Source organism: Chryseobacterium indologenes, assembly GCF_018362995.1.
GTDB classification, from domain to species: Bacteria; Bacteroidota; Bacteroidia; order Flavobacteriales; family Weeksellaceae; genus Chryseobacterium; species Chryseobacterium indologenes_G.
The window spans coordinates 3,827,576-3,842,115 of the sequence record NZ_CP074372.1 but is presented as its reverse complement, the minus strand read 5'-3'; the positions used below and the strand labels follow the sequence as shown (position 1 = coordinate 3,842,115).

The 14,540-nt window shown below is 37.6% G+C and carries 14 protein-coding genes and 1 riboswitch; all 14 genes read right to left on the bottom strand.

What is annotated here, in order from left to right:
• Positions 1-23: 23 nt before the first annotated feature.
• Positions 24-1,217, bottom strand: a complete 1,194-nt coding sequence (locus tag DYR29_RS17305) for a cell surface protein (protein ID WP_213277851.1) — start codon at positions 1,215-1,217, stop codon at positions 24-26.
• A gap of 14 nt (positions 1,218-1,231) precedes the next feature.
• On the bottom strand, positions 1,232-2,365 hold the full coding sequence (locus DYR29_RS17300; RefSeq protein WP_213277850.1) for a YncE family protein: 1,134 nt from the start codon (positions 2,363-2,365) through the stop codon (positions 1,232-1,234).
• Complete coding sequence (locus DYR29_RS17295) at positions 2,362-4,395, bottom strand: TonB-dependent receptor plug domain-containing protein (protein WP_213277849.1); 2,034 nt, start codon at positions 4,393-4,395, stop codon at positions 2,362-2,364. The genes DYR29_RS17300 and DYR29_RS17295 overlap by 4 nt, the downstream gene beginning before the upstream one ends.
• A 109-nt stretch (positions 4,396-4,504) precedes the next feature.
• Positions 4,505-4,691, bottom strand: a riboswitch (cobalamin riboswitch).
• A 92-nt stretch (positions 4,692-4,783) separates the two neighbouring features.
• Positions 4,784-5,731 carry a transporter gene (locus DYR29_RS17290; RefSeq protein ID WP_213277848.1) on the bottom strand — a complete coding sequence of 316 codons (948 nt, stop codon included), beginning with the start codon at positions 5,729-5,731 and terminating at the stop codon, positions 4,784-4,786.
• Between the two features lie 12 nt (positions 5,732-5,743).
• On the bottom strand, positions 5,744-6,793 hold the full coding sequence (locus tag DYR29_RS17285; RefSeq protein ID WP_213277847.1) for a cytochrome-c peroxidase: 1,050 nt from the start codon (positions 6,791-6,793) through the stop codon (positions 5,744-5,746).
• Positions 6,786-7,613 carry an MbnP family protein gene (locus DYR29_RS17280; protein ID WP_213277846.1) on the bottom strand — a complete coding sequence of 276 codons (828 nt, stop codon included), beginning with the start codon at positions 7,611-7,613 and terminating at the stop codon, positions 6,786-6,788. The genes DYR29_RS17285 and DYR29_RS17280 overlap by 8 nt, the downstream gene beginning before the upstream one ends.
• 217 nt (positions 7,614-7,830) lie before the next feature.
• Positions 7,831-8,199, bottom strand: coding sequence for a hypothetical protein (locus DYR29_RS17275; RefSeq protein ID WP_047427470.1), 369 nt, complete (start codon positions 8,197-8,199; stop codon positions 7,831-7,833).
• 4 nt (positions 8,200-8,203) lie between these two features.
• Positions 8,204-8,878, bottom strand: coding sequence for a superoxide dismutase (locus DYR29_RS17270; protein ID WP_213277845.1), 675 nt, complete (start codon positions 8,876-8,878; stop codon positions 8,204-8,206).
• 180 nt (positions 8,879-9,058) lie between these two features.
• The gene (locus DYR29_RS17265) at positions 9,059-9,736 is read right to left on the bottom strand and encodes an SCO family protein (RefSeq protein ID WP_213277844.1); all 678 of its coding nucleotides are present in this window, start codon (positions 9,734-9,736) and stop codon (positions 9,059-9,061) included.
• Complete coding sequence (locus tag DYR29_RS17260) at positions 9,723-9,998, bottom strand: YHS domain-containing protein (RefSeq protein WP_213277843.1); 276 nt, start codon at positions 9,996-9,998, stop codon at positions 9,723-9,725. Before DYR29_RS17260 ends, DYR29_RS17265 begins: the two co-directional genes overlap by 14 nt.
• Positions 9,999-10,209: 211 nt before the next feature.
• Entirely contained in the window at positions 10,210-10,572 is a 363-nt protein-coding gene (locus tag DYR29_RS17255; protein ID WP_213277842.1) for a hypothetical protein, read from the bottom strand.
• A 591-nt stretch (positions 10,573-11,163) separates the two neighbouring features.
• Positions 11,164-12,813 (bottom strand): heavy metal translocating P-type ATPase, encoded by a 1,650-nt coding sequence (locus DYR29_RS17250; RefSeq protein ID WP_425394639.1) that lies wholly within the window; start codon positions 12,811-12,813, stop codon positions 11,164-11,166.
• 378 nt (positions 12,814-13,191) lie between these two features.
• Entirely contained in the window at positions 13,192-13,611 is a 420-nt protein-coding gene (locus tag DYR29_RS17245) for a Fur family transcriptional regulator (RefSeq protein ID WP_002983024.1), read from the bottom strand.
• Between the two features lie 17 nt (positions 13,612-13,628).
• The gene (locus tag DYR29_RS17240) at positions 13,629-14,525 is read right to left on the bottom strand and encodes a cation diffusion facilitator family transporter (protein ID WP_213277840.1); all 897 of its coding nucleotides are present in this window, start codon (positions 14,523-14,525) and stop codon (positions 13,629-13,631) included.
• Positions 14,526-14,540 lie beyond the last annotated feature (15 nt).

Below are 14,540 nucleotides of genomic sequence, written 5' to 3'. Positions count from 1 at the left end.
ATTAATTTAAATAGATTGAATTATTATTTGAAATGTAAATCGTAAGCTCCTGCCACTTCTGTGGAAACTTCACCCAGCCAGCCAGCTTCCTGATTGACTCCTGTATATATTTTCATAAAATCTACGCCGGGAAGTTTTACATATTTCCCGCTTCTGTCTACGGCCCAGGAAATATCAATATTGGAAGCTTCATCATTATTCGGAGCATTATCAGCATATCCGAAATCATATGACTTCCCTACCCAATAGGATCCGTCCCCGTTCTGATCGTAAAAGTTATTCGCTAGTCTTGTTCCGGAAAATCCGTAAGAACTATCGGTAAACCATAAAGGATAATAGCTTTGTGCATGGAAGGTATTTTTTGTTTTAAAACCCTGATTCCCTAGATTGTCACTCCATTTTATATATTCTACATCGGTCTGCCAGAATTCGGTTCCGGGTACGGGAGTTTTATTTTCATCAGGCTTATGATATGTGATACTGTAATCTCTTACGGTTGCATTTTTAAAATATTCGCTGCCTGCAATTTCGTACCATTCATCATTATCCGGTTTTCCGTTTTTGTTTCTGTCGTAGGCTACCATGATAATTCCCGGCTCACATGAACCGGAACGCTGGTCGCTGGCATCATTTCCAAAGAATGCATTTCCCAGCACTTTAAAATCTCTCCCATTCAGGTTCGGAATAGTATGATCAAAACCGAAAACCACATATCCGCCGTATCCACCAAGGCTGATCATGGTAGAATTACCTCCCACCAATGATTCGTTTGCTTTCTGAAGCATATTTGCAGCCGTATTTCCAGGTAAATATTCCGGGATTTCATTCATGAACTGTCCTACAGCAGGACGGAACTCCAATACTTTAGCGATATATTTACTGTAAGGTGTTTTTTCTTTGGTAACGATGATTTTGGAGTGATAAACCTGTTCATTTCCTTTATTATTAATTTTTAAAGTCAAAGGATAAGCATCTGCCGTTGGACTGATAAATTCAAGTTCTGAATTCTGAGAGATAATGGAGTCATTGATACTCCATGTCACAGATCCTGAAGCATTGGTAGGAATACTCAACACTCTCAAACGCTCAATGGTATAGGAATCATCAAGACCATTAAAGGTAAATTCATCCTGATCATCATGTTTACAGGCGATCATTCCTACAAGGAAGACTGATAAAACTCCAATTTTTAAATAAGTAAAGGTATTTCTGTTCATTTCTTAAAGTTTGGTTATTTGTATAAAAAGGCGAAGTGAGCCGGAATATTTCCGCCCTCTGTTTTCCATTTAAAATGTCCGTTTTTATCAAAGCAATACACAAATCCAAGAGAAACATAATTCCTGGCATCTGTGATGTAGATATCTTCTGTGATTGGATTTACCGCAATTCCGTAAGGTGTTTTAATGGCAGTTTCATATTCTTTGTCAAAAATTCTGTTGGCAATGATCTGTTCTGTTTTTACATCGATGATTCCAAAGCTCTTTTTATAGCTGTGGGTATTGTAATTGAATTCGTTTCCGTAGAAATAAAGCTTATCATTAACGATTGTCATTTCGCTCACAGCGAGATGGAAATCTTTCTTGACAATCCCGGTTGCAGCATCTATAAGGTATAAGCTGGAAGGAATGTTATAGTAATCTCCTCTTGAGCTTACATACAGATCACCGTAATTGTCTTTTTTGATGTGATGAAGATTGATGGCAACATTTAACTTCTGGATTTCAGTAAAAGTGTTCAGATCAATTACTGAAACAGTATTATCATAATCTGGAGCCTTGTATCCTCCGGAATTAGCAACAAACAGTTTATTCCCTACAATTTCCATTTCTTCCGGCTGATATCCCACTACCACTTCCCGTTGAATGGAAAGAGAAATAGTGTCAATTTCTACCACTTTTCCCTTGGGTGCTTTTGGATTAATTGCTACCGGACCTGCATAGCTGCTGGCATATGCTTTCCCGTCTTTGAAGGTTAAATAACGGCAGTTCTGTAACGGAATAGAAGTAATACGTTTAGCTGTTTTGGCATCCAATACTTCAATTTTATTGGAAACATTGACTACGATATACAGTTTGCTTCCGTAAACTTTGATATCATTTCCTACATCTCCAAGTTCTTTTACTACATTGGGATTAATTTCTGCGTAAATGTTCCTGTAATAGGTTCCTTTGGTATAATCAAAAAAGTCCAGTGTACATTTATTGCTTCCCATATTCCCTTCGTTCAGCATATAGAATCCTTTTATTGCTGTATTTTCTGAAGGAAGTCCTTCCACTACTTCCTGACGGACGATGATATCATCTGTACGGCATGAAGTAAGAAAAGCTAAAGCAAGAAACAGAAAATAAAAGTTTAGTTTTCTCATAAGGTGAAGTTTAGAATAAGTTTAAAATTTCTTCCCGGCATCGGATAGTTGATCACTACATCATAATATTGATTGAAGATATTATTCATCTCAAGGCTTACTTTAAACTGATGATCCGCCCAGTTGAATTTTTTCTGAACAGACAGATCATGAGTATACCAAGGCTGTACATAATTGTATTGAATATTATCCTGGTTCACATCATAGCGCTTTCCTACATACATTGCACTGTAATTGAAGCTCCAGTCTTTATAATCGGCCATCAGTGCAAATGATCCGCTATGCCATGGTGTGTATGGAATCTGATTTTTGTAGAATGTATCTTCAGGATCCGTCATATCTCTTGCACTTTGATAGGTGTAAGAAAGTAATGGCCTAAGTTTTACTTTTCCCAACTGCATTTCTGCCTGAACATTCACGTCAGCACCAATAATCTCAACCAGACCAAGGTTCATCATCAACCAGCGGAACATACTTCCGTTAGGAGCTGCGACAATTTTATCCTGTACTTTGTTGTAATAACCATCTACTTTAGCATAAAAAGATTTAAAGAAATGATTGTTGTAATTTTTCTGGTACGTAAATCCTACATCATACTGATTGGTAAATTCCGGTTTCAGGTAAGTGTTTCCGATATTGGTATAATAAAGGTCATTGAAAGTAGGCAGTCGGAAAATTCTTTTATAGAAAGCTCTGAGGGTAAGCTCAGGAATTATTTCAGGCTGGTAGCTCATAAATACAGCGGGGGTCCATTCTCTGCTGTCTCCGGGTCTTTTATTTTTTTTTACTTCTTCGAAAGTAAATGTTCCCAAAAGGCTTCCCAGAATTTTAAACCTGTTCCACTGGTAGGTTGTTGCCAAAGCGACTAATGTTGTATAACGTGTAGGATAGGAAAAGTTATCAAGATTGGCGTCAAGATTATTGTACTGAAAATCTCCACTCAGACTCACATCCCAATTGGGCGTGATAGAATATATATTGGATGAAGAAAGATAAACTTCTCTTTGAATATAGACATTATCCGTATACATAATAGATTGCGAACGAACGGTATCCATAAAATGAGTATAATCGTAGGCAAATTTTGCTTTCAGCTGTGTTTCAAATTTTGGGAACAGTTTTTTCCGCAGATTGGCTTGTACAAAATAATTTTCATCGGAAAGTCTCGCTCCTCTTCCTTCAAAACGACCGTTCACAATAGGTGCCGGCATTCCGCGGTCTGAAATATAGCCATAGCCACGAACATTCCAGCTTCCGTTATTCAAAGTTCCATTTAAAGAAGTTTCAAAACGTTTTGCTTTGATATCTGAATCCTGTCTTTTTGCAATGGTATCATAAGCCTGCTGTCCATCAGGATATTTCTTGGCATATCGAAATCTGTAAATTCCGTCGCTTTGCATAAATTCTGCACTGAAACTGGCAGAAACTCTGTCTGAAATTTTCTGCTCCAATCGGAATGAAGGATTGAAGAGATCAATAGAAGCACTTTTGGCTCTTATCACAAGATTGGTTTTTCTTGTTCCTTTAAACACAGGAGTTTTAGGCTGTAAATAGATAGATCCGGAAGAACCGAAATCTTTTGCCGGCTGGAAAATCTCACTTTTCTGCCCGTTGTATAATGATATTTCTTCAAGATCATCCAAAGAATATCTTCCGAGGTCAACAAGGCCGTTTTGTGCATTTCCCAATTGAATTCCGTCATAGAAAACTCCTACATGCTGGCTTCCTAGACTTCGGACATTAATGGTTTTCAATCCGCCGATACCTCCATAGTCTTTAATCTGAACTCCGGAGAAATACCGCAGCGCATCTGCTACAGAATGACTGTTCAGTCTTTCAAGTGCTTCCCCTTGGATGGTTTGTGCCGGAATGATCTCTTTAAAATTCTTTTTGTAGAGACTGATCGCCTTGATGGATTCTTCCTTCAGCGTGTCATTTTTCTTTTTTTGGGAATATAAAAGCTGAGATGTGATCACCAGTATTGTGAAAACAGCTTTATAAATTGTAGAAGTAATTAGTTTTGCCGTCATTAGCTCATTTAGGATAATGATGACGCTAATGGGTATAAGAATACAACGACAAAGCACAGCTGTCACTGCACAGAATCATTGATGTCCTAAGCTTTATTCCACGAAAGCGTCAAACGATTATTTTCTGGCAGGTCTTCTGACTTACTCCATTTTTGAAATCCTTCCCATTCCTAAAAACAGTGGATATATTCTTCAAAAACTTTGGTGCGGAGCTTACAGCAGCGGGTCTGTTCCGGATTTTCACCGAATTCCCTTTTAAGAGCTTTTTATGGCTCACCAAATTCCGGCAAAGATAAAAAATTATTCCTAACCCCCAATTAAATTCATGATTCATAAACAATTAAAGCTCCCGAAGGAGCTTTAACATTATTAAAAAGGGGTTTTATTTTTAAATTCCAATATTCAGAAAAATACTGAATCTGGATTTTGCTTCAATATCTCCACCCGCCAATTGAGTATACATCGGAAGCATTACTTCACTTCCCAGGCTCAGTTTTTTATAAGAAGCTTCAAATCCCAGTTTCCCGTACAAAGCACTTCCTGCAGTATTGGGCAGGGCTTCATCAAACTGTTTATTCTGTGCATACACTTCTCCCTGCACTCCCGTTTTTACCGAAAAGATCGACTTTTCGTTTCCGGCAACCTGATAAAATCCCGTCGCAGCGTAGTTCCACTGGTTTCCGAAACGGTAATTTTTCTTATTTTCCGTTTTGATCGTATAGTCTGTATTGACCAAGACTGCTACTTTATTCTTCTGAAACTTATAATTCAAAGCCGCCTGATAATCCCAGCTTCCGGTTCCCAATTGAAAACTTGGATTGACTCCGGATGCACCTTTCTCATCAAATTTCCCCAAAGGAATTTTCACTCCCAAGCCTCCACTTATGTGATGGAAATTATCTTTAGAATTCATCAGCTGGTAAATTCCCATCAGGTTCAGATCTCCGATTCCATTGATTTTAATATCTCCCTGCATGGTTTGCTTTTCATGGAAATGGAAGGGCAGACTTGCATAAACACTCAGTTTTTTAGTCAATGGAATTTTCCCCCAAAGCTGCAAAGTATTGAAATACTGATCCTGGGTAAGGTCTTTTACAAATAAGTTTTCCTTTGCTTTGTAATGTTGTGCAAAGTATTTGATTCCGATAAACTGTGGATTCAGTAAAGATTCAAAACCGGAAGATCCGTTTCCTGCTGCACAGCCGCACGCATCACAATCATCATCAAAATCAAATCTGCTAAAGGTTTCCGGTGTAATATACATGCTGTCTCTAACCACATTGGCCTGGTTCAGGCTAAATACCATAAAACTTAGTACTGCTATAATCTTCTTCATGTTTTCTATAATTTATTCTGCAAATTTTGGATTGGAGATAAAACTTTTATCTGATAATGTTTTCAGGAAGGCAATAATTGATTGTTTTTCCTGGCTGTTCATAGCAATTCCCGTATGCCCATTCTGTTTCAGCTGAGGATCGAGATTGGGATTATCTTCTACCTGATCTGAATAGAAATTGAGCACAGCCTCTAAGGTGTAAAACCTTCCGTCATGCATATAAGGTGCTGTATATTCTACATTTCGCAAGCTTGGAACACGAAATTTCATCCAGTCAACCTGATTGAGAGAAACTCTGTACCGTCCGGCGTCTTTGAATTCCGTATTGTAATACATTCCTGTATTTCTGAAGCTTTCATCGGTAAATAATTCTCCACTATGGCAAGAAGCACATTTCTGATTAAACAATGCCATTCCCTGAGATTCCGCTGAAGTCAATTGTTCCTTTCCCTGCCTGAATCTGTCGTATTTTGAATCTGCAGAAATTAAAGAAGCCATAAACTGTGATAATGCTTTTAAAATTCTTTCGCCGGTAATGGTTTCGTCTCCATATGCTTCTCTGAACAGCTTTTTGTATTTCTGATCATCTTTAATCTTTGAAATTGCTTCCGGTATGGAACTGTCCATTTCATTAACATCCGTAATAGGACTGATCGGCTGCTCATTAAGGTTATGAATAACTCCGTCCCACATATATCTTTTCAGAAAAGCCATATTCTGAATGGGCGGTGCATTGCGAATCCCTATTCTATCATCTACCCCATGACTTACTGTATGCCCGTGATGGGTGAATGCATTTTCCTGAATATGACAGAAACCGCATGAAATGGTATTATTTCGGGAAAGCCTGCCTTCATAGAATAATTTTCTTCCCAGCTCTACTCCATTTTTAGTTACCGGATTGACGGATTGATCAAAAGTCATTTCCGGGAAATACGAAGGAAACTGCAGATTATAGGCTTCATCTTTTTCCAACGGCTGTATCACCTCATCGGAACAGGATATACAGCTAAGGAACAATACAAGCAGAACCAATATCGTCTTAACAAAAACATTAATCATTGTGAACGTGGTCTACTTTAAACATTTTTGTAAGATTATTGGTAACGTCTACCAGATGCTGGTTTGAACCCATCAGCATATCATTGGCTGTTGTAAGTGTCAATGCCTTATCTCCGCTTAAAAACTGGTTCAGATCTGCCAGAATATGAACAGAAGGACGAATTTGTCCTGTCACTCTTGCTGTTGTTGGAAGGTTCAATGTGATTTCACGGTATAGGTCAGCCTGCTCATTAGCCACAACATCCCCCATATTTCCGGTATGGTTCATAAATTCTTTTGAAGGGGCATCATTTCCATACTTCCCTTCCAGTTTTACAAAAACATAACCGGCAGCCCATGACCATGTCAATCCTTTCTGCTTGGCTTTTGTCCAGAATTCAGCTTGCCCGTCCTGTCCTAATAAATAGGCTTTCTGGCTGATTCCCAATCCGAATTTTATTTTTTTATAATTGTTTTTCGGAACACCATCAAGGTTAAGGTAGATGATTCCGGCTACCGCATCGGCCTGATCTACGATAAAAGCCCCTTTATCAGGATTGTTTTCATTGTATTTAAATTCATTTCCGTTCTCATCAATCAAAGTGATATTGCTGATGATATATTTTAAAGCAGAAAAATTATGCTTTTGTCCTTGGGAAGAAGTCTGAACCGTCTGATTTAAGACAATATCTCCTACATTATTAAATCCGTTTTCAAATTTGATCTGAAGTTTTCCGGGAGTGGTATCCTGCGGATCATCATCCCTGCTGCTTTCACAGGATACAAAAGAGAATAAAGTAAAGGCAATAAAGAATAATGATAAAAATTGAGAAATTTTCATTGTTGATTTTTTAAGTTGAATACAATTTTGAATGTGTTATTTTGAATGTGAAAACATTCTTTTTTACCACAAAAGGCACAAAAGTTTTTACACTTAAATAATTTATTAAGTGATCAATTTTATGCAGAATAAGAACACTTAAGCTTTTTAAAAATCTTTGATTCTTAATTGATATAAGCTTTTTGTGACTTTTGTGGTTGAATAGTGATGGTATACCTTAAAAAACCGGTGGTTTGAAAATATGGGTCAGAAACAGAAAAGAATAGGCTGTTTCGTAAGTGAAGTTGAAATTGAAAAACGGTCGTTTTTCAGTGGTATTGATCTTTGTAGTTTCAGGCAGGATATAGATATCAAGAATTTTCTGTCCTGAGTTTTTGAGTTTCTGGAAAGGGGAAGATTCTGAATCATTGGTTTTAGCCAATTCTTTACTCAGATAACATTTTCCGTTACAGTGAATCTCCGGCCTGGATTTATTAATACAGAGCACTTTAACGATATAATCATAATTTACAGCATACTCTACCAATGGCACCAAAGGTCTTAGCACCATATAAAAAGTAAAAAGTATGCTGTAAAATAATTTCATCAGATTATTTCTTGCTTATCGCTTCGTCATATCTTCTGCTGATCTCCTTCCAGTTCGTAACGTTCCAGATAGCGGTAAGATAATCTGCTCTTTTGTTCTGATATTTTAAATAATAAGCATGCTCCCAAACATCAATTCCGAAAATAGGAGTTCCTTTCTCTTCCACAACATCCATCAAAGGATTATCCTGGTTGGGAGTTGAAGAAACAAACAATTTCCCGTCTTTTCCTACAGCAAGCCACGCCCATCCTGAACCGAAACGGTCAGCTCCTGCTTTAGACATTTTTTCTTTAAAAGCATCCATACTTCCGAAAGTTTCAGTGATGGCTTTTGCCAATTTTGCAGAAGGCTGTGTATTTTTCTGAGGGGTAAGAACCGTCCAGAATAATTCGTGGTTATAATGCCCTCCTGCATTATTTCTTACTGCAGCAGGCAGTTTTGAAGCATTGGAAAGAATCTGAAACAACGTCTCTTTTTCCTGTGGAGTTCCTGCAATTGCTTTATTCAAATTGGCTGCATAAGCTGCACCATGCTTTGAATAGTGAATTTCCATAGTCTGGGCATCAATATTCCCTTCCAGAGCATTATAAGCATACGGCAGAGGAGTCTGCTTAAACTGAGCCAGTGCAAACTGAGCTGCGAAAACTGCGCTTAAGGCAGCTATTTTCATAATCTTCATAACTTTTTTGTTTATGGTTGAACAATGTTTCCTATTAGCTGGAAGATGGGAGATGGAGGCTGGAAGTAATGAATGTGGTAATTTAATCCCTTCAACTTCTATTTACTTTTACATCAAAAATCATCATAGCTTCATTGGCAGGAAGTACTTCCATCTTCCTGCTTCACTCTCCCATCTTCTCTATTTCAATAATTTTTTAATATCCTCAATCAGGATTTCTCTGTCAGGGTGATATTTCCCTGTCAGCATTGGTGTTTTACCTTCCGGATCATCATAATTCAATCCTGAATAATACAGAATCGGCATATTTTCTTTGTTGTATCTGCATCGGATATTTCCGTCCTGATCTACCAGCGCAATCATACCGCTATGGTTCAGACTTTCTCCTTCATCTTCCTTGTCACCTACATAGATATTAAATTGATCAGCAAGATTACCAATATACGTACGGTCTCCTGTCAGGAAATGCCAATTGGGATATTTTGCCCCTATTCTTTTCGCATGTTCTTTCAATGCTTCAGGGGTATCATTTTCCGGATCAATACTGATGGAGATAATACCGAAATTGGGATCATTGATCTGATTCTGAATCGCCTTCATATTGGTATTCATTACAGGACATATTGTAGGACATTTGCTGAAGAAAAATTCTACGAGATATACTTTTCCCAGCATGTCTTTATTGGTAATCTTTTTACTGTTCTGATCCGTCAGTTCAAAATCAGGAACTTTCATCACGGTATAAAGGTTCTTTTTAAAATATCCCATTCCTACCCCGATTCCCAGGAAAAGCAATGCAAATACCGCAATGGGTATGATCACTTTACTTTTATTTGTGGTCTTCTTATTTTTGGGCATATCTTTCAGGACTTTTTTGGAATTCACCTTTGCAGGAGACACTGCAAAAACCGTACGTTTTATTTTTATATACAGCAGTATCTTTTATAGATCCGGCGGTTTTCATATGGCAGATGGGATCTTCTTCATTCACAACCTGTATGTTTTCCAGGTTTTTCCCGGAAGAGTCCATATGGCTTGCATGCTTTACCTGAGGGGTTTCTTTGGCACACGACAGTAATGAGATTGACAGCAAAGCAGTCAAAATAATAGGAGGTTTCATTTTGATGTTAAATTGAAATTAATAATGTTAAATAAAGTTAGAAACAAGCCCAGAGTTCCAATTAATGAACCACCATTCTAACATACAGAATTTTTGATAAGAATTCAGATGTTATTATTCATTTAATTGTTTGGGATGTCTATAACAACTTAATTGTAATAGTTTTAAAACTTCCGTTACTATAAACTAAAAACATAGTTTAAAGGAATAATTAAGCTAAAGGAGGATGAAATATCCTAGAAAAGTATTCTGAAGAGTGAGAATTGAAATAGCTTGAATCCGGAACTTCAGTAAGCAGCTCCGAGTTCAGTTGAGAAGAGAAGGAAAGAATATCATGAGAAATAAAAACATCTAATCCTGCAATCTTTATCGTTTGAGAGCTATTGGACTGTTTTTCTGTTTTTGCCAGTTCTTTTTCCACATAGCATTTTCCTTTACAGGTTGATTGTGGTACATTTCTGTTCTCACAAAGGTTTTTCACAATATAATCGTAGTTCACAGCATAATTCACCAATGGCAAAACGGGACGTATTGCAACGGTAAAAATGATGAATATGGAAATGAATAACCTCAACGATTTTGTTCTCTGTTACAAATATACTACTTCAAAACTGTTTTATAACAGATTTATGATGAATGTCATTATGCATATCTACTGTTACCTATAAAAATCACAAAACTGTGCCTGTCACCGGAATAATTTTATCCCGAACTTTGAGTAAGACTTTAGACCTAAATAAAAATTTAGTTCTTTATATACAATTTAATCTTGTTGATAAAAGCTTTGCTGATGTTTTTGGCAGAGCTTTTTTTATATTTTTTGTTTTGTTGGAAACCGCAAAGACGCAAGCTTTTTTTAAATGCTTCCTGTTTTAAGGTACGAAGATTTTATCTGCGATAAAATTTAAAACTAATAATAATGAGACTGGTCATTAGATTCCTGCGGAATGACAAACTGAGTGTATCATTTTTATACTAATTATAATTCTAAATCATAGTTATACGAAAAGTAAAGGCAGTCTATTTATCACTCAGTAGGAGTCTCAATAGCATAATATGGATTTCAATGGAATGGTGGCATGATGTATAATGTAAAACAAAAGCCCCACTGAAATTCAGCAGAGCTTTTATTGAATATAATTGAGTTGTGTTTATTATTTGCTTCTTAAAATTTCATCCTTTGTATTCTTACAGCATTTAAAATAGCCAGCAATGCCACTCCTACATCGGCAAACACGGCCTCCCACATCGTTGCCAAACCTCCTGCTCCCAAGACCAGAACAACAGCTTTTACAGCAAAGGCAAGAATAATATTTTGCCAAACTATCTTTTTCGTTTGTTTCCCGATCTTGATCGCCATTGGGATTTTGCTTGGTTTATCATCCTGGATGACTACATCTGCTGTTTCAATGGTGGCATCACTTCCTAAACCTCCCATTGCAATTCCTACGTCACTTAAAGCAACTACAGGCGCATCATTCACTCCGTCTCCTACGAAAGCTACAGTTTGGTTTTTAGCTTTGATTTCTTTAACCTTGTTTACTTTATCTTCAGGCAGCAGGTCTCCGAATGCATTGTCAATTCCCAGCTGATCTGCTACGTATTTCACTACAGTTCCTTTATCTCCGCTCAGCATGGTGGCTTTTACATTCATTTTGTGCAAATTGTCTACGGTTTCTTTGGCATCTTCTTTTATGCTGTCTGCAATCGTGATATATCCTGCGAACTTTTTGTCGTAAGCTACTGCGATCACCGTGTACACAATGTTGGCATGGTTGATATCATAGCTGATGTTGAATTTATCCATCAGCTTAAAGTTTCCTACCAGAAGTTCTTTACCATTAATTGTTGCTTTCAATCCGTGGCCGGCAATTTCTTCTACATTTTCTAAAGGAATGGCGTGATTAATATCTCCTACATAATTGTGAATAGCTGTTGCGACAGGATGGGTACTTTTACTTTCGAGAACATTCACCATCTGCAGGATTTCCTCTTTATTAAATTCAGGGCTCATACTTACTTCCTGAACTTTGAATACACCTTCAGTCATTGTTCCTGTTTTATCCATCACTACATTCTGGATTTCTGCAATGCTGTCCAGGAAATTACTTCCTTTGAATAAGATCCCGTTTCGGCTTGCGGCACCAATTCCCCCGAAATATCCTAACGGAATGGAGATTACCAAGGCACAAGGACATGAAATTACCAGGAATATCAATGCTCTGTACAGCCAGTCTCTGAACTGATAATCGCTCACAAAGAAATAAGGCAGCAAACAGATTCCAATGGCAAGAAATACTACGATAGGGGTATATACTTTCGCAAATTTTCTGATGAACAATTCTGTAGGCGCTTTCTGAGCCGTGGCATTCTGCACCAGTTCTAATATTTTACTTAGTTTGCTGTCTTCATAGGCTGTATTTACTTTAACTAAAGCAATACTGTTCATATTGATCATTCCGGCAAGAACGGCTTCGCCTTTATTTTTGGTGTCAGGTTTACTTTCCCCGGTTAAAGCAGCCGTGTTGAATGATGCTGAATCTGAAAGCAATTCTCCATCCAGCGCCAGTTTTTCACCGGGTTTCAACTGAATAATATCTCCTATTTTAGCTTCTTTCGCTTTTATTGTTTTAGGCTGATTATTTTCCACCACCGTTACCTCATCGGGACGCTGATCCAATAAAGCTTTTATGTTTCCTTTGGCTCTGGTGACCGCCATAGACTGAAACACTTCTCCTACGGCATAAAAAAGCATTACTGCTACGCCTTCCGGATATTCTCCGATAGCAAAAGCTCCGATAGTGGCGATACTCATCAAAAAGAATTCTGAGAACACATCTCCCTTGATGATACTTTTATAAGCATCCTTTAATACAGGAAATCCTACAGGAATGTAAGCTGCCAGGAACCATACCAGACGAACCCAGCCCGTAAACCATGCGGGTTTTATATAGTTATCAAAGGCAATTCCCAATAATAAAATGACGAAAGATATAATGGCAGGAAGAAACATCTGAAAGACCGTCTGATCTCCGGAGTCGTGAGAGTGATCATGGCCATCGTGGTCATGTCCGTCTCCCTCCGTGTGATTATGTTTGTGTCCTTTTGTATCTGGTTTTTCCGGGGTTGTACTACAGCATTTTTCCATAACTGAATATTTTTATACAAATGTAATGATGAGACTGATGCAATGCTATTGCAAACTTTCGAGACAATTTTCGCAGATTCCTTTAGCAAACAATCTTATTTCATCAATCCTGAAATTGGTCTGTATATTTTCCGGGAAGGAAATATCTTCTTTACAGGTAGTTTGTTTGCATATTTTACAGTAGAAATGCAGATGCCAGTCTTTATGTGTTTTTTCATCACAATCATCTTCACAAAGTTTGTATTTTGTGGTTGTGTTCTCCTGAATGCTGTGAACAATTCCTTTTTCTTCAAAGGTTTTCAATGTTCTGTAGATGGTAATTCTGTCAGCATTGTCAAAATGATTTTCTATTTCAGAAAGAGATAAAGCCGCTTCCTGAGAGCTTAAGAAATCATATACCAGAATCCTCATACTGGTAGGTTTGGTATTTTTATCAATGAGCTTGTGTTCTATATCTTTTTTCATTGTACGCTTTTAAATTTTTACAGATGTACTTCATTTTCTTCATAGCCTTCCTCCTCTATCTGAAAAGTGGTATGACTGATCTTAAAGTTATTAACAGTGATATCCGTTAATGTTTTTAATAATTGATTCTGAGAATATCCCGTTTCCTTTACAACATGGGCACTCATTGCATTGACACTGGATGTCAGCGACCATACATGCAGATCATGAACATTTTTTACCCCGGGAGTTTTTTCCAGAGATGTACGAAGTTCATGGATATCAACATCTTTTGGAGTTCCTTCGAGTAAAACATTGATTGCTTCTTTCAACAGTCTCCATGTTCTTGGAAAGATCAGCAGTCCAATTGCTGCCGAAATCAACGGGTCGGCATAATACCATCCGGTTGTCAGCATAATCACCCCGGCAATCATTACGCCTACTGAAGTAAGCATATCTGAAAGTACTTCAAAATAAGCGCCTTTCATATTCAGGCTGCCTTCTGAGTCTTTTCTCAAAATCATCATTCCGACAATATTAACGATCAACCCGATTCCGGCTACAATCAGCATTGATTTGCTTTGTACTTCCGGCGGATTCTGAAATCTCTGGTATGCTTCAAACAAAACATAGATTGAAATTCCAAGTAAAACAACAGCATTCACTACTGCTGCCAATATTTCAGTACGGTAGTATCCGTATGTTCTGGAAGGATCAGCTTTTCTTTCTCCAATTTTAATGGCTATAAATGCCAACAATAATCCTACCACATCGGTGAGCATATGAGCGGCATCGGCTAATAATGCAAGACTATTGGTCATGATTCCGCCAATAACCTCAGCAATAAGATAAGTCCCACTGAGACACAGAACAATCAGTAAGCTTTTTTTATGTCTGCTTCCTGCAGAAACGGTTTGTTTTGGTGTATTTTCCATATTGTATGTATGGTT

Bases quoted from the DNA above. Each gene is read 5' to 3' on its own strand.
- DYR29_RS17280 (WP_213277846.1), bottom strand. From the start codon at position 7,613: ATGAAAATTTCTCAATTTTTATCATTATTCTTTATTGCCTTTACTTTA.
- DYR29_RS17275 (WP_047427470.1), bottom strand. From the start codon at position 8,199: ATGAAATTATTTTACAGCATACTTTTTACTTTTTATATGGTGCTAAGA.
- DYR29_RS17245 (WP_002983024.1), bottom strand. From the start codon at position 13,611: ATGAAAAAAGATATAGAACACAAGCTCATTGATAAAAATACCAAACCT.
- DYR29_RS17265 (WP_213277844.1), bottom strand. From the start codon at position 9,736: ATGCCCAAAAATAAGAAGACCACAAATAAAAGTAAAGTGATCATACCC.
- DYR29_RS17240 (WP_213277840.1), bottom strand. From the start codon at position 14,525: ATGGAAAATACACCAAAACAAACCGTTTCTGCAGGAAGCAGACATAAA.
- DYR29_RS17300 (WP_213277850.1), bottom strand. From the start codon at position 2,365: ATGAGAAAACTAAACTTTTATTTTCTGTTTCTTGCTTTAGCTTTTCTT.
- DYR29_RS17305 (WP_213277851.1), bottom strand. From the start codon at position 1,217: ATGAACAGAAATACCTTTACTTATTTAAAAATTGGAGTTTTATCAGTC.
- DYR29_RS17285 (WP_213277847.1), bottom strand. From the start codon at position 6,793: ATGATTAATGTTTTTGTTAAGACGATATTGGTTCTGCTTGTATTGTTC.
- DYR29_RS17270 (WP_213277845.1), bottom strand. From the start codon at position 8,878: ATGAAGATTATGAAAATAGCTGCCTTAAGCGCAGTTTTCGCAGCTCAG.
- DYR29_RS17250 (WP_425394639.1), bottom strand. From the start codon at position 12,813: ATGAGTATCGCCACTATCGGAGCTTTTGCTATCGGAGAATATCCGGAA.
- DYR29_RS17290 (WP_213277848.1), bottom strand. From the start codon at position 5,731: ATGAAGAAGATTATAGCAGTACTAAGTTTTATGGTATTTAGCCTGAAC.
- DYR29_RS17295 (WP_213277849.1), bottom strand. From the start codon at position 4,395: ATGACGGCAAAACTAATTACTTCTACAATTTATAAAGCTGTTTTCACA.
- DYR29_RS17260 (WP_213277843.1), bottom strand. From the start codon at position 9,998: ATGAAACCTCCTATTATTTTGACTGCTTTGCTGTCAATCTCATTACTG.